We start from the raw sequence: 20,412 nt of genomic DNA, 5'->3' as shown, positions 1-20,412 counted from the left end.
TTATCATTTTTACAATTCAGATATAGTAATACGATTAAACCGCACCGAATAATTTTAGAACATTAATAATAACAATACCTACAATGCCGAAGTCTGAATCACCAAATGTTGTCCCTTCGTAACCGATGTCACCCATGAAAATAAGCAGGATGGCTGGCAGGAAGCTGATGATTACACCATTTGCAAATGCGCCAGCCATGGCCCCAATTCGACCACCCGTTGCATTCCCGAATACCCCGGCGGCAGCGCCAGTGAAGAAATGTGGCACAAGACCCGGGACAATCACTTTTAAGCCTAAAAGTGGGAGGGCGAACATGGATAGTAATCCTGCTAGGAAACTGAACACGAAACCGATGATTACTGCATTTGGTGCGAAAGGAAAAATAGTGGGGCAGTCTAAAGCTGGTTTTGAATTAGGTACGACCTTATCTGCGATTCCTTTGAATGCAGGAATAATTTCTGCAATGAGCATCCGTACACCTGCTAAAATAATGTAGACACCAGCAGCGAAGGTGATAGCTTGAATAATAGCGAAGACAATGAAGTTAGAACCGCCAGATAAATCTGCCTCAATATAAGATTGCCCTGCAAATAATGCCACGATAATAAAGAATATAGCCATTGTTAAAGATACAGCGACGGATGTATCTCTTAAGAACCCTAGAGATTTAGGAACTTTAATATCTTCCGTTGATTTTCCTTTGTTTCCAAACAGCTTACCAATTTGAGCTGATACATAATAACCGACACTGCCAAAATGGCCGACAGCAAAATCATCACTACCTGTAATTTGACGGACAAATGGTTGTAGCAGGGCAGGGAAAACGACCATACAAATGCCAAGTAAAATAGAGCCTACAAGTATGAGGGGAGCCCCGCTCATACCACCAACTGACAGTGAAGCAGCGATTAAACAAGCCATAAATAAAGTATGATGACCAGTTAAAAAGATATATTTTAAAGGCGTGAATCGTGCTAATAGTAAGTTCATAACCATACCAAATACCATAATCATTGCTGTGGCTGTACCAAATTCCGTTTGAGCTGCAGCGACAATTGCTTCGTTGTTCGGGATAACTCCCTGCACATTAAATGCATGATCGAACATTTTACTAAAATGATCTAACGAGCCGATTAAAACAGCTGCTCCAGCCCCCAAAATGACAAAGCCCATAATTGTTTTTAATGTACCTGAAAGAACTGTTGAAGCTGATTTCTTTTGAATGAGTAAACCGACTAATGCGAATAGGCCGACTAGTATGGCTGGTGTACCTAAAATGTCATTGACAATAACATCTAACATACCAACACCTCATCCAATCCGAATTTTTAAAGAAGTGGGTCGAGTTTCCGTTTAATCTCCGAAACATTCATCATATTAATGATACTCACAATTTTTCCTTTACTTTCATCCAAACGCTCGACAATGTCTCCCGCACCGATAAAAATATCTGCCTTCTCAGTGTTGGCTGATGCTAAATCTGTGTGAGTTACCTCTGCAGTTTTTCCAAGTTCAGTGAGTGCTTTTTTCACATTCAATTGCATAATGAAGCTACTGCCTAACCCATTTCCACATACCACTAATATTTTCATCATAGCCTCTCCTCTGTAGAAAATTGTTTTATTTTATTGAGAATTTCATCTGTATGCTTACAGGCGATAATAATGTCGATTTGAGATGGATCATGTATAACTTGCGCTAAATCGACTAATGCCTGTAGATGGGACTCGCTATCTGTAGTAGCTAAAACAAAGATTAAATAAACTGGTTTATCTGGTGCGAAAAGTACTGGGGTTTGTAAGTGTAATAGGCTCATGGATAATGCCTTGACGCCATCGGTAGGACGTGAATGTGGTATGGCAACTTTGGGGGTGAGAACGACATAGGGACCGTATTTTTCTATGGATTGAATCATCGCTTGTATATAGCGATTTTCTATTTTGTTCTGTTGCAATAGAGGCGCTGAAGCTAGGCGAATTGCATCCTGCCACGTGTCTACTTTGTCAGCAATTTGAATCGTATCCGCATTTAGTAACTCAGTTAGCAAGCAGTAATACCTCCTTTCAAAAGGAATATTAAAATCTTCTATGTATGTTATTAATGTGAGGGTGGTAATTATGTCAAGGGAGGGCATAATATTAGAGATTTTGCTTGATGATGAATGAAAGTATTAATAAAGCTATCTTTAAATAATGCTTGTGTGAAGAAATTTTTTTTGGCGGATAGCGGAATAAATGCGTATAAAGAGAATGTGTTTCATTAGCAATGAAATAAACTCGGACAAACATGTTCTAACTTTTCTTATTTTGCTTACACTTACTATAGGATAAAACTGTGCAAGGGAGGAAAAGACATAGCTAAAAAATGGGGAATTGTAGCATTGATTTTATTTGCCCTGTATGTGCTCTGTATGTATTTGTATATTTTTCATAGTGGTAGCGGTACTATTCCAATGACTCTAAAAGGGACAGCTGCGGACCCTGCGATATTTATGTCAGAGCGGGAACTTAATCTAAGTGGGGAATATTCAAAAATTAGAAATTTCCTCTTCTTTGTTGTGACGCCGTTAGAATGGCTCATTTATTTTTATATTTTGCTAATGGGGATTTCACGTTGGTTTGAAAAAGTAGCGATTCCACAAACAAAATGGACAGTCCTACAAAATGCGGCTTATTTATTTTTGTTATCGCTGTTTTTGTTTATTGTGTTATTCCCGATAGATTATTATCGCTATGCATTAAGTAAGAGCTATGGCATTAGTACACAAAACTTTACTTCCTGGATGAGAGATGGCGTCATTGATTTTTGGGTGAACTTTGGTATGTCCGTTATACTTATATCAGTGCTATATTGGCTCATTAAAAAAAGTACAAAAAGATGGTGGCTCTATGCTTGGTTATTAACCATTCCATTCTCCATTTTCCTAATGTTTATACAGCCAGTCGTTATTGATCCTTTATATAATGACTTTTATCCATTGAAAAATAAAGAATTGGAAACGAAAATTTTAGCGCTTGCCGAAAAAGCAAATATCCCTACTGAGCATGTCTACGAAGTCAACATGGCTGAAAAGACCAATGCGTTAAACGCTTATGTAACGGGCGTAGGAAATAATTCGAGAATTGTGCTATGGGATACAACTTTAAACCGTTTAACGGAAAATGAAATTTTGTTTGTCATGGCACATGAGATGGGACATTATGTGGAAAAGCATATTTACTTTGGTATAGCTGGCTATATATTAATGACGTTAGTTGGACTTTGGTTTACTGCGAAGCTCATGACGTGGATGATTACGCGTTATGGCCATGTATTGAAAATAAAAAAGGTAAGTGATATTCGGTCCTTACCATTATTTTTCCTGATTACATCTGTATTATTATTCGCTTCAAGTCCTCTTTCTAATTATGTTTCGAGGTACCAAGAAACAAGAGCGGATGAGTATGCGATCGCATTAATGGGGAATCAGGAGGCGGCGGTAACGGCTTTTCAAAAGCTTACAAAAGCAGGCTTGAGTGAAGTGAACCCACCACTACTTGTGAAATGGTTCAGATACTCACACCCTACGATGCTTGAACGAATCGATAAAGTAGCTGAAAAAGAAGGAGAGAAGAAATAAATAGTGTTTTTTGTACGTATAAGTTGGGTAATCTAGATATAGAAAACATAAAATTTTTCTGCTTTAGAATGGTAGGGGAGTCGTTATGCGCAATATTGTAATTATTACACTTGCATCAATTTTGGTTAGCTTTGCTTATAACTTTTTGCTAATTCCTCATGAAATTCTTAGTAGTGGCTTAAGTGGAATTGCCATCATGTTGGGCTTAGTAACGCCAGTGAATACAGGTATTTTGAATTTTTTATTAAACCTTCCGTTGCTTATTATCGGGGTTATGAAATTAGGGAAGCGGTTTATTGGGTATACAATTCTATCGGTCGTCGTAATATCGGTCAGCTTATTAATCATTCCTGTTTACAAGGTAACAAATGAGCCCCTCCTAGCCTCTTTATTTGGTGGTGTTATTGCGGGAGTAGGGGTCGCGGTAATTTTTCGTGCCTCAGGATCATCGGGTGGCTTCGATATCGTAGCGATGCTTTTAAATAAGAAAAGAGATTTACCTTTAGGGGCATTAATTTCTGGGATGAATGCAGTCGTCGTATTAGTTTCAGGTTTTATCTTTAGTTGGGATGCAGCATTGTATACGCTTGTCTCGATATATGCCACAGGTAAGGTCATCGATACGATTCATACAAGCCATATCAAACTTACGCTTATGATTGTCACAAGTAGTGGGGACGAAGTGAAGAAGAAGCTACTGAGCAGTCTTTATCGTGGCGTGACCATTCTGGATGCGGAGGGTGCGTATACTGGGGAAAGAAGAAAGGTGCTTTTCACGGTTATTACGCGCTACCAACTTGGAGAAGTAAAAGAAATGATTAAAGAAGTTGATCCATCCGCGTTCGTCAACATCACGCAAACAACTGAGGTTATTGGGATGTTTGATCGGGGAGCAAAATAAAGTAGCCGTTCAAAAAGAGAAAAATAATGTTGAGAGTACTTCTAGCATGCTTTTTTGATTCACAGGCGTAAATCCGCGGAGACTCCTACGGGAACATTTTTCGACGAAAGCGTGAGTGAAACGTAGCGGCAGGAGTACGCACAATAAGTAAGCCGCAACCAGCCGCGCGTAGCGGGGGTGGTTGCGGCTTATTTTGTGCCCGCGGAAAGCGGAGCGGATTTTTATCATATAGAAAGTATGATGTTATGCTTTAGTATTCTTTAAGCATTATAGCCATGGTCACCATACGGCTTTAGTGTGTCGAGCCATTTTTGTTCAAGCTTTTCCAATTCTTTTTTTGCATCGAAATAGCCTTCTTCTTTTTTCTTTAAATACTCTACAACCTCAATATCAAAGGCATCTACGCCAAACGTTTTGTAATCAGCTTGCAAAGCCTTATTTGTATGTGTGTTTGTTTTCAGCATGAACTGAAAGCCATTTAAACGTTTTAAATTGTTGAAGCTTCCGACAAATACTTTGCCATTTTCTTTATTAGTCATCGTGAAAACGCCGGCTTCAATCGGTGTTTCTTTATATAACTCTTTCAATTGTTTCTTGTGATCCATAACGAGCCCCACTTTCTTATTTTTTCACCCAGTAAGAACTACCATCTTCTTGGCGGTCCATAAAGCCATATTCGATTAAATAGCGACGAATTTGTACATAGTCTTCATAAATCGGCTGAATGATTTCATTTAATTCTTTTTCAGAATATTGTTTGGTGTCATCTAGTAATTTCGTAATCGCACGTAGCACGACGATTTTATGTTTTTCACGTTTTGGGAAGCGAACAAGCAGCTGCCCTACTCCATTTGGGAAGTACTTTTCAAGAAGTTCTTGCTCTTCAGAAAGTGTGATATCATAGCGTTCATCAACCATAGTAGCCGTTTTATGAATGGGTACATAGGCATCAGCTTTTTGGTCTTTTTCTTTGTATAACTCCATCATTGCGAGGAAAATCTTTGCTTGACGTTCTTTTTCTTTTAATGCAAAACGGTGATGGCGAATCGTGGTTGCACTGCCGACTTCCAATTCCTCTTTAATTTCTACATCCGATTTACCTTCATAAAATAACCGTAAAATATGGCTTTGGTGATCGGTTAAGCCTGTCATTTTTTTATTTAAGCCATTTAAATAATGAAAAACGGACTGGTGCTCCGCTGTGATATGAAGTCGCATATATTTTTCAGCTTCATAAAAGACATTGTCATGTGGATAAATAATCCCTTTTTCAATTTTTTTACTGCAAAGTAAGCAAGTATAGTAATCGTTTTCTTCAGTAAAACCTTCTTTAATATCCTCTAAGGATGCTTGCCAAAATAGTTGGTCTAAATCCATGTAGATTCCCCTTTTTACAAACGTAAAATAAATTCGTTTGTTTATTTATATATAAAGTAACAAAATGTTTGGTAAAAATCAATAGAAACGACATTTTATTTCAATGTATCGAAAAGTTTTCGCTATCTATAGTCATCTGTAGGGATGTGAGACATAAAATATAGGCACATTCCATCATTTAGTTCATATTATAAAGATGAACCTATTTGACAGCTAAATTTTCCAATTTAGGCGTTTAACATAGGTTTATTAATCAAAGACACATATAGATAACAAGACAATAAAAATAGGGGGCAAAAAAATGAACAAAGAACTTCTACTTTCCTTAAAGGATAAAGTTGTAAGAGTAGATCGGGGAGGTCCGGAATCACGTATTGGTCAATTACTATCTGCAGAAGACGATCATTTTGCATTACTAACTGAAAAAGATGGTGTCGTTTACTATAAATCGCAGCATATTAAGAGTCTTACAGTCAATTCGAAAGATGGTATGGATTTTAATGTTGAAATTCCTGACGACTTCGAATTTTCGATTGCTTCAGATTTTAAATCAGTTGTAGCTGGGTTAAAACATCAGTGGGTAAAAGTAAATCGTGGTGGTCCAGAAATGTTAGAAGGGATTATGGATGACGTTACCGATGATTTTATAACGATTATTTCAAAAGATGAAATCATCCGTCTTGCATTGTATCACGTGCGAAACATTAGCTATGGAGCTAAGGTTGAAAGTAATGACAAAAATGAGAATAAGGATAACGGCAATTCGAGAAATAAAGATAACGGCAATTCGAGAAACAAAGATGGTAATTCTAGAAATAGAAGAAGATAATACGGTAAATTTGTTGAGGCTGAGTTACTTTCCTTAAATTTATTACTATTTTTATAAAGTGATATGCTTAATTAAATCTCAATTATTGCTCTCTTGTGATACCGAAGATGACTATGAGGGTATGGTCTTAGTTGCGACTTTAGCGGGTCATTTAGCGACGTTGCCATATGGAATTTCAATTAAATATATTGTTTTGTATATTAGTAATTATTCATTATGACTGATTAGTGTGAAGGCTGCATCGATTGATGTACTAAAATCCCTTAATATTCTAATTGGTTTTCTTGTGAGGTTACTTAGATTATTAGTGAGTATTATTTCCATCCAACTGTAAAGCGGTGAGAAAATTGAATAAAATGGTTCAGAATCTTAATAAAGAAACAGTTAGATTGGACATTTCAGGAAAAAAAGTACTTAAAGGAATAATTGTGGATTCGGGTATTGATATGATTGTCCTTTATAATGGATACGATTATTATTACATTCCTAATAGTCATATCCATGAATTGAAAATGGATGATTATGAAGAGGATAGCATTGTAATACCTACAAAAAAACCTGATATTGTTTTAAACAATAATAAGGATGATTTGACCCTAGAAAAAGTACTTACACGTGCTATGGGGATATACTGTGAAATCTATGTGACTGGTAATCAGGCACTCCATGGCTATATTTCAAATATTATGGACGATTATTTTGTATTTCAGTCCCCTTTATATAAAACTATATATATTAAAATCGAACATTTGAAATGGCTCATTCCATACAATGACCATCAATTTCCGTATAAACTATCAGCTGCAGAATTTCCAGTTCAACCGTTTAATGAATCATTATCGAAAACGTTTGAAACACAAATTGACTCATTGAAAGGTAAACTTGTCATATTTAATCAGGGAGAAAAAAGTAATTATATTGGAAGAATGAATAATGTTAAAGGACAAATCGTTGAGCTACAAACAGCCAGAACGAGTCCTATTTTCCTCAATCTTCTTCATTTGAAAACGGTATATCAAGCGTAATTCTCTATTGCCCTCTAATCTTTGAAATATAAAATGATTAAATAAAAGCATGTCTTTGGAAGCAACACTGAATGGATGCCATAGACATGCTTTTTTCATCTTTTCAAGAAATATTATTTATTTTTCTTTTTGAAAATCATAATTGACAAAGTGGCTAGCACGACAATTGACACTAGAATAATTATGATGCTAGTCGTAGAACTTAGTAAATGTCCGTTAATGTCGTAGACAACCCCATAATTTACTTTATAGGCCTCTACGTCCGTAGCTGGCACGCCGTCAAAAACAGTCGAAATGGAGTTTTGCATAAAGGCATCTCGCAAAAGCACAGTAGTATGGCTGATAGGGAAGTACATTACTAGATTTTGTGCAAAACTAGGTAGCACGCCAACTGGCACGTAAACCCCACATAAAAAGCCGATCCCAGTACCAAGAAGAGTACCTAGCGTTGAAAAAGCATTTTGTGTGCTGACAAACTGCACAAGGAAAACATTAAAAACACTTGCTAGCGTGACAGATAACAATAAAATGGCGAGCACTTTAATAAAATCAGCTAGACTGAGTAAATTGCCACCAGTTGCAACGATGAAAATCTCACAGCCAATAAGTGCAACAAAAGAGAAGGCAAGCCCGATTAGAAAAGCATTTGCTACATAACTGAATTGAATGGTAGCTCGTGATACTGGAGCGGTTAAAAAGTCCGCTGTTGCCTTCGTCTCGATATCCTTTACCGTAATACCGAAAGTAGCAAGGGTAGTTGTGACAGCCATCATCGATAATAATCCAGCAGCGAGCCATTCATTGACCATGGTCACCATTTCAGGTGTTGCCTGTGCTACTTGTTCAATGGTATCAATTTGCATTTTTTGCAGGAAAATCGCGTATAAGGCAATGACGATAATTATAGATAAAAGTGAGAAAAAGACTTGGGTTTTATCTCGACGAAATACTTTGTTATTGCGAAGAACTAAACTAAGAAATGCATTCATTCGGCATCCCCTCCGTCTTCCATAATGTGAATAAATACATCGTCCATCGTACCTTTAATGACCTCAAAGGAAACTAAAAGGGGCTCAGCCTTTTTTAGTAAAGCTAATGCATCTAATGTAGTGTTAACTTTGATGGTGTAAATACCTTGCCTTTCAATGTATGGTAGCTCATTTTCGAGGAGCCACTTTTCACCTTCTTTATCGTTTTGAAATACTAATGCCATTTGGTCATACGCATAAGTCGTTTTGAGTGCATCAGGTGTGCCTTGTGCGACGATTTGGCCGCTTTTCAAGACAATGACATTGTGGGCGACAGCCGCTTCTTCCATATAGTGAGTTGTTAAAAAGATGGTCATATTGGTTTCTTGCTGTAATTTCTTGATGGCTTGCCATACAAACTGACGTGTTTGTGGATCAAGTCCTGTTGTAGGTTCATCTAAAAATAAAATTTGAGGTTTATGAATAAGAGCACGTGCAATATCCGCACGACGCTTTTGACCGCCAGATAATGTGCCGTATTTTTTCTTTTCAATATCATCTAGGTGAAGGTAAGTGGAGACGAACTGATAATTTGCTGTGAGTTCAGCCTTTGTTAAACCATATGTCTTGCCACGGTGTATGATATTTTCATAGACTGTGAGACGTTCATCGAGTAAGCTTTGCTGAAAGACGACACCAATGGATTTACGAATATCCGCATTATCATTTTTTGTATCGAGTGTGAAGCCGTTAATGCGAACAGTCCCACTTGTTTTTTTAACTAAAGTACATAAAATTTCGATCGTCGTGGATTTTCCTGCGCCATTTGCTCCTAAAAAGGCAAGAAGTTCTCCTTTTTGGACTTCAAAGGAGATGCCTTTGACTGCTTCATGCGCACCATATTGCTTGCGTAAATTTTCTACTTGAATAGCAATTGTCATCAAATGCTCCCTCTTCTCTTTTGAATAGATTTGTTCATTTCCTTAACATCTAGCTTTAATAACACATAGATAATACACCAAGTGAGTATATAAATGATGACCATAGAAAGGAGGACAACTGCAACTGTAGAAAGATCTGAAATATCATACCAATGACCGATGTACCCCGCTATTAACACGCAAATGGTAATCGCGATATAGTGAATGATTAACAGAATCGTAAAAGGCAGGCGCTCTGTTTCTAGAATAAGTGAAATTAAGCCAATAATAACACCAAGAACTGCAGCAATCATTACTTGCTCTAATAATTCTACTCCCGTCATCACAGCGTCTGGTTTTGAAAAAACGCTTAGTGACATTAACACATAGGAAGAACTTAGTGAGATAAGTAAACCAATGATCATCATACGTAAAGCATGCATATTAAAATTCCCTCCCAATGCCCAATTGACGTTTCAGTTCTTTTAAATATTTCCGGCTGACGTGAATAGAGACATCGTTGTCGAGCAATAGTTCCGTTGAGCCGATTTTGCCCATTTGAATGGAGGCAATTTTATTGATATTAACAAGGGTCGATTTACTGACACGTGCAAAATCTTTAGCCATCTGTTCTTCCAGCTCATACAATTTACGTTTCGATTCAAATTCCTGTTCTTCAGTCTGTAAAAAAACCTTCGAGCCTTCCGCATAAATAGAATAAATATCACTGATTTTCAACATATGAATCTCCTGTTGTAAATAGCCGTCAATTATCGTCGATTGAGCCGCTTGTAATTGCTTCATCAGTTTTTCAATTTGTTCGTTATACTCTTTTGCGTGTATATGAATCTCTGTTTCGTGGAGCTCACTGTTAATCGTTAAATGGATTTTCATTAGAGGCCTCCTTTCGTTAATGTAAATGTAACATAGAAAATTTTGGATAAGATATGTAGCTTGATAAGTGGTTGAAAATGATTTGTAACAGGCTGTTTTCAGCATATATAGTGCATGGAATGTAGTCGCTAGAAAAAGTCCTTATTCCTTGCATAATAGAACTATTCTATCGTAAATGGGAGATGTAGGTGAATAAGGATTATAAAACTATGCTCCTATCGTTAAATAGTTGGTTTTCTAGGTGTATTGCTGTATTCCATGCCTAGGTTGCTTGGTGCGATAGCAGCTGTGCTTTGTGTACAGTTAGTAACGGCTGTGCATTCCTTCGTAATTTTGGGTTGGTCGTTGTAAGTTATTCAATTCTTTGTACAGAAATTAAGAGCATAGTTTGGCTATATATAGAACGAAATTATAATTGCATAATAAATCCTCAGGTATGTTGATTAGCCAATTTTATCCTATCCTAACAAAAAAGGTGATTTCCGCTACAATCTATAAAAGTGGCTTTATTAATACTGTAAACTTTTATGGAAAAGTTGAGGAATCGCGATAAAAACCATACAATCATTCCCTAATCAACACGCTTGATAAATCCTATAAATATATAACAGACTATTCCATTTTTGATGTTAAAGATGTATTATATATATATGTTTTAGTGTGTGGGTTTTAGAAAAATGGTGTATGCAAAAAATGATTTCCCGGAAAGTATGACCAATAATGACATTAGAGGAGTGGAATAATATGCGTGGATTAATAGGAAATAAGAGAGTGGAAATTTCGAAAAAAGAAGCACTTCAATTTTTAAGATCTGGACAGGTTGCACATGTCGCGACGGTTGGAGAAGATGGATTCCCATATGTAATTCCATTTGTTTATGTGTATGAAGGGGAAGAGAAGTTATATCTTCATATTGGCAATATAAGAGATAGTCATTTTTGGACGAACATTAATAGTAATCCTCTAATAAGTATTGAAGTAAGTGAGATGGGTGCTTTACATCCTGGTAAAAAATATGCTTGTCAGTCTGCATTAGTTTATACAAGTGTCGTACTGTTCGGTGCAGTAAAGCATATAACTAATGATTCAAAGAAAGAGTGGTTCTTTGACCGTTTATTAGAAAAATACGGTGATCCTAAATGGAAGTTTGAAAAGGCGGGTTATCCTGTATTGCCTAAGATTGAATTATTTGAAATACAAATTGAACAAATTACGGGAAAACATAATGAAGGGTTAATGCATTAACCATAATAGGTGTTAGGAGAGATTGGATGGAACTAGTTCACATTGAAAATGAATTGAACGATAAGGCGAAAATCATTAGGAAAGTATTCTCACATGACAAAATGGATATTGTGACTATTCAATTACGCGCAGATGAGAAAATTGCTACGCATGATGCACCAAATACGGTCGTAATTGTTGTACGAGTTGGAGAAGTTATTTTTACTGTTAATGAAATGGAACATACTTTAACATCTAATGATGTAATGGTGATAGAGCCATTTGAAAAACATAGTCTGTCTGCAGTTAGTGATACTGAGATTGTCTTGCTTAAAGCTTTTTAAACAGACATGAAAAGTATAGTTTCGTTATGTATGAATAAAAAGTTCCTTCTCCATTTTTAATAGTGGAGAAGGAACTTTTTTAGACGATAGAATGTTGATCCATACTAGTACCTGTACGAATTAAATAGATGAAAAACCAAACCATGATACAAAATGAGTAAGTACCAATGATGGAAGAATAAAGATCTTGTGTTTCTAAAGGTGTATGAAGTAAAGTAGCTATGCCTATAAATCCACCAAATAGCATAATGAAAAAGCATATACGTAACACCTTCGTATAGGATTGTTCATTCAATGACATTGCAACATCTTGTAAAATCTCGAATAAGAAATAGTAGAAGATAATCATTAGAAATTGTTCGGCTAATGAAATGGCTGTTGAAAAGAACATTATTTCTTGTAGAGGAAGCAACAAATAGAAAAAGTTCCAGATACAAAGTGGGATAGCAAAAGTACGCGCCCTTTTAGCAGATACTGAGTTTACTTTCTCTAGAGCTGCAATGATCAAAATCCAGCCAACAAAATTAGGAAGGACATCAATTGGAATGCTAATACTTAGCCAAATAAATAGATGGCCAAAGATTAGCAGTTTGAAAAACGTTTTCATTTGTCACCCCTCCAATCACGTATAAGCTGACGCATTATCTTTTCAGGGGGATGCCCATATGAATCTAGTATTTGTGTTCGTAGAAATGGAGCGCCATTTTGATCCTCCCCAGTAATTAATAATTGTAGTTGTTGCGCTGATGTGAAGTTATATAAGTTTTGCACATTAATTTTTAGGATTGAGCCTTTTTGTATAGTAGTTGGTAAAGAGATTTCCTTGTCATCAACAGTAGCTGTGAACTTAATAAAAGGCGAAGGACTTTTAATTGTTGAGACTGTGATAGGTGCCTCATTTTGTATATCGAATAAAAGTGTACCTGCACCCTCTGTTGTAACTGTTCTATCCGCCTTAAGAATACTTTGTTCAAATGGTTCTAAAAATGACAATGGAGCGGTTTGTGGTTCAAGTTCTGTAAAATGAAAAGTGGCATTCTTCAATAATTCAGGGTTATCTTTGAAATAGGCCACATCATCTCCAGTCAGAGAAAATCTTGTTTCATATAAAGAGTAATATGTATAGTCGATGGTAGATGAAGTAGATGGTGATTCAAGTAACAAGTTAGTTGGATCCTTCGTATAAAATGAGCGCTCACCAATCGTAATTCTTTCTAACTCTCGATGGTCCTGACGGTTATCGACATAAGCTATTGTCAAAAATTGATGCTCGCCACCTTCTGTAGAAAGGATAGATTCACTTTGAGGAATCGGAATCGGGTACTTGATCGTCGTATTCCTGTAGTATATAAATAAACTACTACAAACAATCGACGTCGTTACTAATAAGAGCACAATGAAACGTTTACTCAAGCAAATTCACCTCGATTTATACATAATTGTTTAATTATACCATAATCAAAGTGTGGTTAATTAAGAAAGGTTATTCAGTATCAGTTTTCCTGATGATTGAATAACCTTTTTACTTAATATTTAAATTGATAAATTAACGAATGGAGATTTTCCGCATTCTTTGCTAATTGTTCTGCGGCTTCATTAATATCCTCCATAGAGTGCAAATTTGTATTGGCAATTTCGGTAACGGTATGAGCTTCTTTTGCGATTTCTGCCATTAAATGTGTAGAGGCATTTGCTTCCTCGATACGCGCGTAAAGTTTCGCAGGCGACACACGCGTCAATACAAACATTTCTACTAATTCATTTTTGCTACATAAACAATTATTAAAAAAAATACTATTTTTACTATTATATAAACGTTTCAAACATTTGTATATTTCAAATGATATAAATTACTAAATTTCCGGAAAATAGCAGAGGCTATGCAAAAGAAAGTTCATTAGAAGTGTAAATTGAAAAGTTTGAAAGAATCGGCACTTACAGATGAATTCTGAAGTAAATTGTAGTGGCATTTAAATCGTTATAGGAAAAATCAATAGGTGATGATAATGAGCTAAAATATTAAACAGTAATCGGGAGAATTTCAAATAAAAAATTTAGGAGATTAGAGGTAAATTACTTGAAAAAATTTGGTGTTAGATTTATGTTCTTAAGAGATATGCAAAATTTTATTTCAAACAACTCGCTGAATAAAATTAAAGTCTCCGGTGAATGTCACAGATTTTGGAAAGTACTAGCACGATTCAAAGTTTGGATGCTAGGTTTCTGCGCTTACGTGTAGTGACAGCGACAAATTTTCTGGGGTGAATTTGATTGGAACTTGGAGGATAAAAACATGCACGGAATTTTAATACGTTATAATGTGTCAGAAGAAACGACTGAAAATAAGTGCTTTAAAAAAATGGATGCATTTGCATATGTTCAGCGGAGCAAACCTCATGCTGAAGAAAAGATGCTTTCATCGGATGAATTACGAAATCATGCAATTCGCTATATTAAAAGTTTAAAAGAAAACGCAAGTGAACACCTGGTGGAACATCGCACGGGTGAAATTGAACATTTTGATCGACGATATACAGAGTCGTTGAAATCAAAAGAAAGTATTGAAGCACAACTCATTAATCTAGAAGAAATTCTACTATTGTTACAATCGATGAATGTCCTAAATTTATCACATGCATTTGTAGAGAATTCGGGGAAATTATTGCGCCAACTTAGCCCTTATGCCAATGATGCAGACCATCCAACATTTCAAACGACGCGTGTAGAGCGCCATTTTTATACGGAATTGATAGAGCATATAGAAGTGGTGCATGCACGTATAATGCGCATGCATAATCCATCCACTATCGAGATGCAGCACAATGAAAAGCTATGGACAACAGTTTGTGGGCAAGCAATTGAAAAAGTAGAGGCACGAATCGAACGGTTTTTGAATGTAAAGGTTAAGTATGAAAAAAAGTTACTTGAGCTACATGAATTAAAGCAACAAAATGTCGAGGCGAAAGAACGTTTGGACCATGCTGTCCATGAGTTAGACCAAATACTAGAAGCTTTGGAATCATAAAAAAAGCATGCCACTAGCAGTACTCTTATAATAGGAGTATTCTAGCTTGGCATGCTTTTATTGTTTTTATCTTTTGATTGGCGGTACATGCGAAGTAGATTAAAAGTGTGTAGTAGTATTGCAATGTAAAATAGTGGGGTGTTTAAAGATAGTCCAACTTGTGAATGACCGCCAAGCAATGTCAGCGTAATCCACAAGCCCACGATATAAATTGTTAAATAAAGATGCTGTTTTAGTGAGAGTTTATCTTCCCGCCCTTTTGTTACCACAAGCTGCAAAATGATAAGTGCAATGATTATAGCGAAAATGACTTTTTTAGAAATTACATCCGCAAATGCCATCGAAGGAAAAAAATCGATTATTACAATGAACGTGAAAAATGCAAGCATTGTAAAGTTAATGAGCGTCGGAAATTTCATGTAAATTCCTCTTCCTACTAAATAATGCGTTTCTCCTTAGATAGAAAACACAAAGGAAATATCGTCCTTTGTGTGCTTAGAGTTTATGTTTTTTCCCGTTTTGATAGGCATGATGAGCCGCTGCCCATAATAATGGTGATGGTTGGTAAGGGGGATTTTTGGAGCTGGTTTTCTTTTTCTTCCGATAATCAAACTCTGTTGCTGGCTTTTCTTGATATTCCTTTGTTTTTTGATATTCTTTGACAGAATCTCGTAGTTGATTTGCACGAGCTTGGGCTTCTTCAGCAGTACCGCCAGATTTTCTAATACCGTCAATCGTTAGTAAAGGTACTTGCATAGTACTGACTTTTGTGCGAGACATACGCATCATCATCTCATTTTGTTCCCGTTCAGCAGAAATACGTAAAATACGATCGACGCTTGCTGGAGCATGTTTTATGAGATAACTAAGTTCTTCAGATGATAATTTTTTTCCACTGTTAAATTTACTAATAATACGCTCAGCCTTTGAGTTACCTTTCCCGGTTTGCATCTTTGCTTCCTGTATTTCAGATAGCTGTTTTTGAATGGATTCTTTTAGGATAGTATCAGAGTCTTTTATTTTATCTTCTTCATCGGTGATTATTTCTGTTGGGTTTGGAGCCGTTGTTAGCGAGGTTTTTTTAGGTAAAAATGTACCCATTGATGGATGAATTTTCATTATATAATCCCTCCTTAATTTAGTAACTATATCGGAAGTATTTGTAAAAGGTGAAGTAGTGGCGCCTCAATTATTTGAAAATATTAAAAATTACGAAACCTAATGAAGGGTTCGCCCGTATAGTAAGTAACACGATGAAAAGGGGTGAAACAATTTGACGCTATTTGGCTATTCGCTGGAGCAAATATATTTAGTTGTTTTAATTTTTGTCGGTCTAGGAACAATTTTGTACATGTTTTTTGGGGATGTCGCAGAGGGAATTGGTGAAGGACTACCTATTTTAAATCCGAGCGTAATTTTATCGTTTATCACGATGATGGCTGCAGCTGGTTATATTTTAGAGAAGCTTGCATGGCTTTCTAGTGGTATGAATATCGTCGTAGCTTTTATACTCGGTGCCATTTTAAGCACTCTTTTCTATTTATTCATACTAGTACCGTTAAAATCAGCTGATGTATCGCTTGCATATACAGAAGAATCACTTGGCGGTCAATTAGGAAAGGTCATTGTACCGATTCCGATAGACGGCTTTGGAGAGGTCGTAATCGAATCAGCTAGCGGCATGATTTCCAAGCGTGCAACGGGCTTTGACAACGAAGCAATCGATTATGATACAACGGTTTTGATTGTGGAAGTGAAAGAAGGTACGTTATTTGTTAGGGAGTATGAAAAGAAATTTATATAAAGGGGAGAGATTTAGATGACAGGGATTTTGATTGTTGTAGGAATTGTTGCTTTTATATTAATCGCAATCGTAGCACTATATGTGACGAAGTATCGTACGGCAGGTCCTGATGAGGCATTAATCGTTACGGGTAGTTATCTTGGCTCAAAAAATGTACATACGGATGAGTCAGGAAATCGCATTAAAATTATTCGTGGGGGCGGTACATTCGTATTCCCGATTTTCCAACAGGCTCAACCACTTAGTTTATTATCTAGTAAATTAGAAGTTACTACGCCAGAGGTTTATACAGAACAGGGCGTTCCCGTTATGGCAGATGGTACAGCTATTATTAAAATTGGGGGCTCGATTACTGAAATTGCTACAGCCGCTGAACAGTTTTTAGGGAAGCAAAAATCGGAGCGTGAAGGAGAAGCGCGTGAGGTTTTAGAGGGACATCTACGTTCGATTTTAGGGTCAATGACAGTCGAGGAAATTTATAAAAACCGTGATAAGTTCTCACAAGAAGTACAACGTGTGGCATCGCAGGATTTAGCGAAAATGGGCTTAATAATCGTATCCTTCACGATCAAAGATGTTCGTGATAAAAATGGCTACTTAGATTCATTAGGGAAGCCGCGTATTGCGCAAGTGAAGCGTGATGCAGATATTGCGACAGCAGATGCGGAAAAAGAAACACGCATTAAACGTGCAGAAGCATCAAAAGAAGCTCAAAAGGCAGAGTTAGAGCGTGCAACTGAAATTGCTGAAGCGGAAAAAGAAAATCAGTTAAAGGTTGCAGAATTCCGCAGAGAGCAAGATATTGCAAAGGCTCGTGCAGACCAAGCCTATGAGCTTGAAACAGCCCGTGCAAAACAAGAAGTAACAGAACAAGAAATGCAAATCCGAATTATCGAACGTCAAAAGCAGATTGAGTTAGAAGAAAAAGAAATTTTACGTCGTGAGAAGCAATATGATTCGGAAGTGAAGAAAAAAGCAGATGCTGACCGTTACGCAGTGGAGCAAAATGCGGCAGCGGAAAAAAGTCGCGAGCTTGCGCAGGCTGATGCAGAGAAATATCGTATTGAGTCATTAGCAAAAGCTGAAGCGGAAAAGATTCGATTAGATGGTCTTGCAAAAGCAGATGCTGAACGTGCACAAGGGGAAACAGATGCTGATATTATCCGTTTACGTGGTCTTGCAGAAGCCGAGGCTAAACGTAAAATTGCAGAAGCCTTTGAATACTATGGTCAAGCAGCTGTCCTCGACATGATTGTGCGCATGATGCCTGAATACGCAAAAGAATTAGCAAGTCCGCTAAGCAATATTGATAAAATTACGGTTGTTGATACAGGTGGTGGAGAAGGTGGAGGCGGTGCTAACAAAGTGACGTCTTACGCGACAAATCTTATGTCAACATTGCAAGAAACTCTGAGAGAAACATCTGGCATTGATGTGAAGGAGCTAATTGAAAGCTATGCAGGCAAACATACACTACGCCCAGAGTTATCTCAAATTGCTACGGGATTAGAGAAGAAACAAGATTCAGTGGAGACAGAGAACGAACCACAAACAGTTGAATAAATAAGCAATAGCTACCTAACGATTTACTTCTCTAGGGTTAAATATTTATAATCAAACTACTAAAAAGGTATTACATTTTAAGGGACTTACCCCATAAGTATAGACAAATAAAAAAAGCATCTTCGATTGAATTCGGGTTTAATTACCCAAAATTTAATTAGGAGGTGTTTTTTCTATGGGGACAAGAGTGAGTTATACATATGAAGTGAAAATGAAGGCCATTGAAATGCGATTAGCTGGTGTGCCAACGAAACAGGTGTTACTCGAATTAAATATACGGAATAAAACGCAAATAGAAACATGGATGCGTAGGTAGGAACTTGTATCATTGTAAGCATCCTTTCCATTCCTCCTAATCGACTTTTTTGCCAATTAGAAGGTTAGTAGTTTTGAAGGGTACGGACAATGATATTTTTGTACGTTTTAAAGGACCCATAACTGCTAGAATTTCCAGTTACATTCTGCTCCTTTTTTATTATGCACTAAACATTTTATATTAAAGTGAAATTCCACGTAATTAACCATATATATAAATTGACCCGTAGTCATAAATGATAATTGTAAAATAAATATTCTGAAATTTAATCAATAAAATAGTAAGATAAATATTGACCGTGAGTCTAAAAAGTATTATAAATAGTTTAGTAGTTATTTCCAAAAAAAGGGGAAATGTAAGTTGTCTAATACACGTATTCATTTTATGGATTTTTTAAAAGTGTTTCTTTCTTGCACTGTAATCGTCCACCATGCAGGTCAACCTTATGGTGGGGCAAATGGTTTTTGGTATGTACGAGATTTGGGTGTCGATTCTGACTTGGGCGTTTTTTTTGGGATAAACTCTGCCTTTAATATGAGTCTTTATTTTTTTCTTTCTGCTTATTTTATTCCTCTTGCGTATAAACACAAAGGGAATATAGGTTTTTTGAAAGATCGGTTGAAGAGGATTGGTATACCTTTATTGTTTGGATTTATAGTAATAATTCCTTTAATAATGTACTTTTATTATAATGAATTTCGTGGTTACCCTAACCTATCGTTATATGAATACTATAAAAATATTTATCTAGGATTTGGTGAAAAACCATTAAATTGGGCAGGACCATCTTGGCCAGACCTTAATTTTGGCCATCTTTGGTTTATTGAACATCTTCTTATTTATTCACTGATATATCTATTAGTAATGTATCTTTTTAAAAATATTAATTTACCAAAATTTTCAATTGCCCCAACACATAAACATATTTTTATATTTGTTATTATCGTATCGTTAATCACTTTTTTAGTTCGAACAAGTTATTCGATTGATGAATGGATTGGTGTACTAGGTTTTATCCAAATGGAGTATGCACACTTTCCTCAATATTTAGCATTTGTAGTTTTGGGAATAACAGCTGCTAATAGTAACTGGATTTATCATATCCCTAAAGGTGTTGGTAATTTATGGTTATTTATAGGGGTTTTATTAATTGCTCTAAATGTCATTGGGTTTGTACCACATTCAAGGGGTGGATGGGATAGTAGTTCACTTATTTATGCAATCTATGAGACCTTTTTATGTACAGGACTTTCAATTGGTTTAATTGAATTATTTCAACGTAAATTAAATAGAAAATCAAAATGGATTGAGACGCTAGCTAAAAATACCTTTTGTGTTTACATTATTCATATTCCGGTTTTAATTGGAATTCAATACATTTTAATTAGTGTACCTGTTTCAGGCTATATAAAATTCGTATTAGCATCACTATTGGGGATTGTCTTTAGCCATTTAATATCGTATTTTATTATTCGGAAATTACCGATTATTAGTCTACTATTCTCTGGTACAAATCATAGACGTTCTCAAAGTTTAGTCGATAAATTTAATAAGAAGAGTATATATTAGTTCTCTACTTGTCTCCAATTCTCTCTTTGACAA

24 protein-coding genes and 1 pseudogene are annotated in these 20,412 nt (G+C 36.2%); 11 read left to right on the top strand and 14 right to left on the bottom strand.

Annotated features, from left to right (window positions below):
• Positions 1–34: 34 nt before the first annotated feature.
• Genes ACIQZG_RS07730 through ACIQZG_RS07720 form a run of 3 tightly spaced genes read right to left on the bottom strand, consistent with a single transcriptional unit; the run spans position 35 to position 2,048 of the window.
• Positions 35–1,303, bottom strand: a complete 1,269-nt coding sequence (locus tag ACIQZG_RS07730) for a PTS ascorbate transporter subunit IIC (protein ID WP_402754591.1) — start codon at positions 1,301–1,303, stop codon at positions 35–37.
• Between the two features lie 26 nt (positions 1,304–1,329).
• The gene (locus tag ACIQZG_RS07725) at positions 1,330–1,593 is read right to left on the bottom strand and encodes a PTS sugar transporter subunit IIB (protein ID WP_402754590.1); all 264 of its coding nucleotides are present in this window, start codon (positions 1,591–1,593) and stop codon (positions 1,330–1,332) included.
• Complete coding sequence (locus tag ACIQZG_RS07720; protein WP_402754589.1) at positions 1,593–2,048, bottom strand: PTS sugar transporter subunit IIA; 456 nt, start codon at positions 2,046–2,048, stop codon at positions 1,593–1,595. The genes ACIQZG_RS07725 and ACIQZG_RS07720 overlap by 1 nt, the downstream gene beginning before the upstream one ends.
• Positions 2,049–2,354: 306 nt before the next feature.
• Between ACIQZG_RS07720 and ACIQZG_RS07715 the strand changes: the two genes are divergently transcribed.
• Positions 2,355–3,620 (top strand): M48 family metallopeptidase, encoded by a 1,266-nt coding sequence (locus tag ACIQZG_RS07715; RefSeq protein WP_402754663.1) that lies wholly within the window; start codon positions 2,355–2,357, stop codon positions 3,618–3,620.
• Positions 3,621–3,705: 85 nt separating this feature from the next.
• Positions 3,706–4,521: a YitT family protein gene (locus ACIQZG_RS07710; RefSeq protein ID WP_402754588.1), complete on the top strand. Its 816-nt coding sequence runs from the start codon at positions 3,706–3,708 to the stop codon at positions 4,519–4,521.
• Positions 4,522–4,781: 260 nt separating this feature from the next.
• On the opposite strand, the gene ACIQZG_RS07705 is transcribed toward ACIQZG_RS07710, so the two are convergent.
• Together ACIQZG_RS07705 and ACIQZG_RS07700 are read right to left on the bottom strand one after the other, a co-directional pair.
• Positions 4,782–5,126, bottom strand: coding sequence for a GIY-YIG nuclease family protein (locus tag ACIQZG_RS07705; protein WP_402754587.1), 345 nt, complete (start codon positions 5,124–5,126; stop codon positions 4,782–4,784).
• Positions 5,127–5,142: 16 nt separating this feature from the next.
• A complete protein-coding gene (locus ACIQZG_RS07700; protein ID WP_402754586.1) occupies positions 5,143–5,898 on the bottom strand; it encodes a DUF2087 domain-containing protein in 756 nt (251 codons plus the stop codon).
• A gap of 301 nt (positions 5,899–6,199) precedes the next feature.
• Between ACIQZG_RS07700 and ACIQZG_RS07695 the strand changes: the two genes are divergently transcribed.
• Positions 6,200–6,727 (top strand): hypothetical protein, encoded by a 528-nt coding sequence (locus tag ACIQZG_RS07695; RefSeq protein ID WP_402754585.1) that lies wholly within the window; start codon positions 6,200–6,202, stop codon positions 6,725–6,727.
• Between the two features lie 356 nt (positions 6,728–7,083).
• Positions 7,084–7,752 carry a DUF2642 domain-containing protein gene (locus tag ACIQZG_RS07690; protein WP_402754662.1) on the top strand — a complete coding sequence of 223 codons (669 nt, stop codon included), beginning with the start codon at positions 7,084–7,086 and terminating at the stop codon, positions 7,750–7,752.
• A 113-nt stretch (positions 7,753–7,865) separates the two neighbouring features.
• Here the strand turns inward: ACIQZG_RS07690 and ACIQZG_RS07685 are convergent, their stop codons facing one another.
• From ACIQZG_RS07685 to ACIQZG_RS07670, 4 genes are read right to left on the bottom strand one after another with little or no spacing between them, the layout of a single operon-like run.
• A complete protein-coding gene (locus ACIQZG_RS07685; protein WP_402754584.1) occupies positions 7,866–8,741 on the bottom strand; it encodes an ABC transporter permease in 876 nt (291 codons plus the stop codon).
• Positions 8,738–9,661 carry an ABC transporter ATP-binding protein gene (locus ACIQZG_RS07680; protein ID WP_402754583.1) on the bottom strand — a complete coding sequence of 308 codons (924 nt, stop codon included), beginning with the start codon at positions 9,659–9,661 and terminating at the stop codon, positions 8,738–8,740. The genes ACIQZG_RS07685 and ACIQZG_RS07680 overlap by 4 nt, the downstream gene beginning before the upstream one ends.
• Positions 9,661–10,083 (bottom strand): DUF3021 domain-containing protein, encoded by a 423-nt coding sequence (locus ACIQZG_RS07675; protein ID WP_402754582.1) that lies wholly within the window; start codon positions 10,081–10,083, stop codon positions 9,661–9,663. Before ACIQZG_RS07675 ends, ACIQZG_RS07680 begins: the two co-directional genes overlap by 1 nt.
• A 1-nt stretch (position 10,084) precedes the next feature.
• Entirely contained in the window at positions 10,085–10,534 is a 450-nt protein-coding gene (locus ACIQZG_RS07670; protein WP_402754581.1) for a LytTR family DNA-binding domain-containing protein, read from the bottom strand.
• Between the two features lie 744 nt (positions 10,535–11,278).
• On the opposite strand from ACIQZG_RS07670, the gene ACIQZG_RS07665 reads away from it, so the two are divergent.
• Together ACIQZG_RS07665 and ACIQZG_RS07660 are read left to right on the top strand one after the other, a co-directional pair.
• The gene (locus tag ACIQZG_RS07665) at positions 11,279–11,779 is read left to right on the top strand and encodes a pyridoxamine 5'-phosphate oxidase family protein (RefSeq protein WP_402754580.1); all 501 of its coding nucleotides are present in this window, start codon (positions 11,279–11,281) and stop codon (positions 11,777–11,779) included.
• Between the two features lie 26 nt (positions 11,780–11,805).
• Positions 11,806–12,102: an AraC family ligand binding domain-containing protein gene (locus ACIQZG_RS07660; protein WP_402754579.1), complete on the top strand. Its 297-nt coding sequence runs from the start codon at positions 11,806–11,808 to the stop codon at positions 12,100–12,102.
• 79 nt (positions 12,103–12,181) lie between these two features.
• Here the strand turns inward: ACIQZG_RS07660 and ACIQZG_RS07655 are convergent, their stop codons facing one another.
• The 3 genes from ACIQZG_RS07655 to ACIQZG_RS07645 form a co-directional block, all read right to left on the bottom strand.
• Entirely contained in the window at positions 12,182–12,709 is a 528-nt protein-coding gene (locus ACIQZG_RS07655; RefSeq protein ID WP_402754578.1) for a hypothetical protein, read from the bottom strand.
• Positions 12,706–13,515: a hypothetical protein gene (locus tag ACIQZG_RS07650; RefSeq protein WP_402754577.1), complete on the bottom strand. Its 810-nt coding sequence runs from the start codon at positions 13,513–13,515 to the stop codon at positions 12,706–12,708. The genes ACIQZG_RS07655 and ACIQZG_RS07650 overlap by 4 nt, the downstream gene beginning before the upstream one ends.
• Before the next feature lie 113 nt (positions 13,516–13,628).
• Complete coding sequence (locus tag ACIQZG_RS07645) at positions 13,629–13,850, bottom strand: hypothetical protein (protein ID WP_402754576.1); 222 nt, start codon at positions 13,848–13,850, stop codon at positions 13,629–13,631.
• Positions 13,851–14,395: 545 nt separating this feature from the next.
• Between ACIQZG_RS07645 and ACIQZG_RS07640 the strand changes: the two genes are divergently transcribed.
• The gene (locus tag ACIQZG_RS07640; RefSeq protein WP_402754575.1) at positions 14,396–15,127 is read left to right on the top strand and encodes a hypothetical protein; all 732 of its coding nucleotides are present in this window, start codon (positions 14,396–14,398) and stop codon (positions 15,125–15,127) included.
• 41 nt (positions 15,128–15,168) lie between these two features.
• Here the strand turns inward: ACIQZG_RS07640 and ACIQZG_RS07635 are convergent, their stop codons facing one another.
• Positions 15,169–15,546, bottom strand: coding sequence for a hypothetical protein (locus tag ACIQZG_RS07635; RefSeq protein ID WP_402754574.1), 378 nt, complete (start codon positions 15,544–15,546; stop codon positions 15,169–15,171).
• Between the two features lie 76 nt (positions 15,547–15,622).
• Positions 15,623–16,246, bottom strand: coding sequence for a hypothetical protein (locus ACIQZG_RS07630; RefSeq protein WP_402754573.1), 624 nt, complete (start codon positions 16,244–16,246; stop codon positions 15,623–15,625).
• 154 nt (positions 16,247–16,400) lie between these two features.
• Here ACIQZG_RS07630 and ACIQZG_RS07625 point away from each other — a divergent pair, with 154 nt between their 5' ends.
• The 4 genes and pseudogenes from ACIQZG_RS07625 to ACIQZG_RS07610 all read left to right on the top strand — a co-directional run bounded on the left by ACIQZG_RS07625 (position 16,401) and on the right by ACIQZG_RS07610 (position 20,379).
• Positions 16,401–16,931: an NfeD family membrane protein gene (locus tag ACIQZG_RS07625; protein ID WP_402754572.1), complete on the top strand. Its 531-nt coding sequence runs from the start codon at positions 16,401–16,403 to the stop codon at positions 16,929–16,931.
• 15 nt (positions 16,932–16,946) lie between these two features.
• A complete protein-coding gene (locus tag ACIQZG_RS07620) occupies positions 16,947–18,494 on the top strand; it encodes a flotillin lipid rafts scaffold protein FloT (protein WP_402754571.1) in 1,548 nt (515 codons plus the stop codon).
• A 175-nt stretch (positions 18,495–18,669) separates the two neighbouring features.
• Positions 18,670–18,804, top strand: a pseudogene (locus ACIQZG_RS07615) (IS3 family transposase); the annotation flags it as partial.
• Positions 18,805–19,170: 366 nt separating this feature from the next.
• On the top strand, positions 19,171–20,379 hold the full coding sequence (locus tag ACIQZG_RS07610) for an acyltransferase family protein (RefSeq protein ID WP_402754570.1): 1,209 nt from the start codon (positions 19,171–19,173) through the stop codon (positions 20,377–20,379).
• Positions 20,380–20,412: the final 33 nt, after the last annotated feature.

It is taken from the genome of Lysinibacillus sp. NPDC096418 (genome assembly GCF_044762775.1).
GTDB lineage: Bacteria > Bacillota > Bacilli > Bacillales_A > Planococcaceae > Lysinibacillus.
The sequence above is the reverse complement of the archived record's forward strand: the minus strand, read 5'-3'. Positions and strand labels throughout refer to the sequence as shown.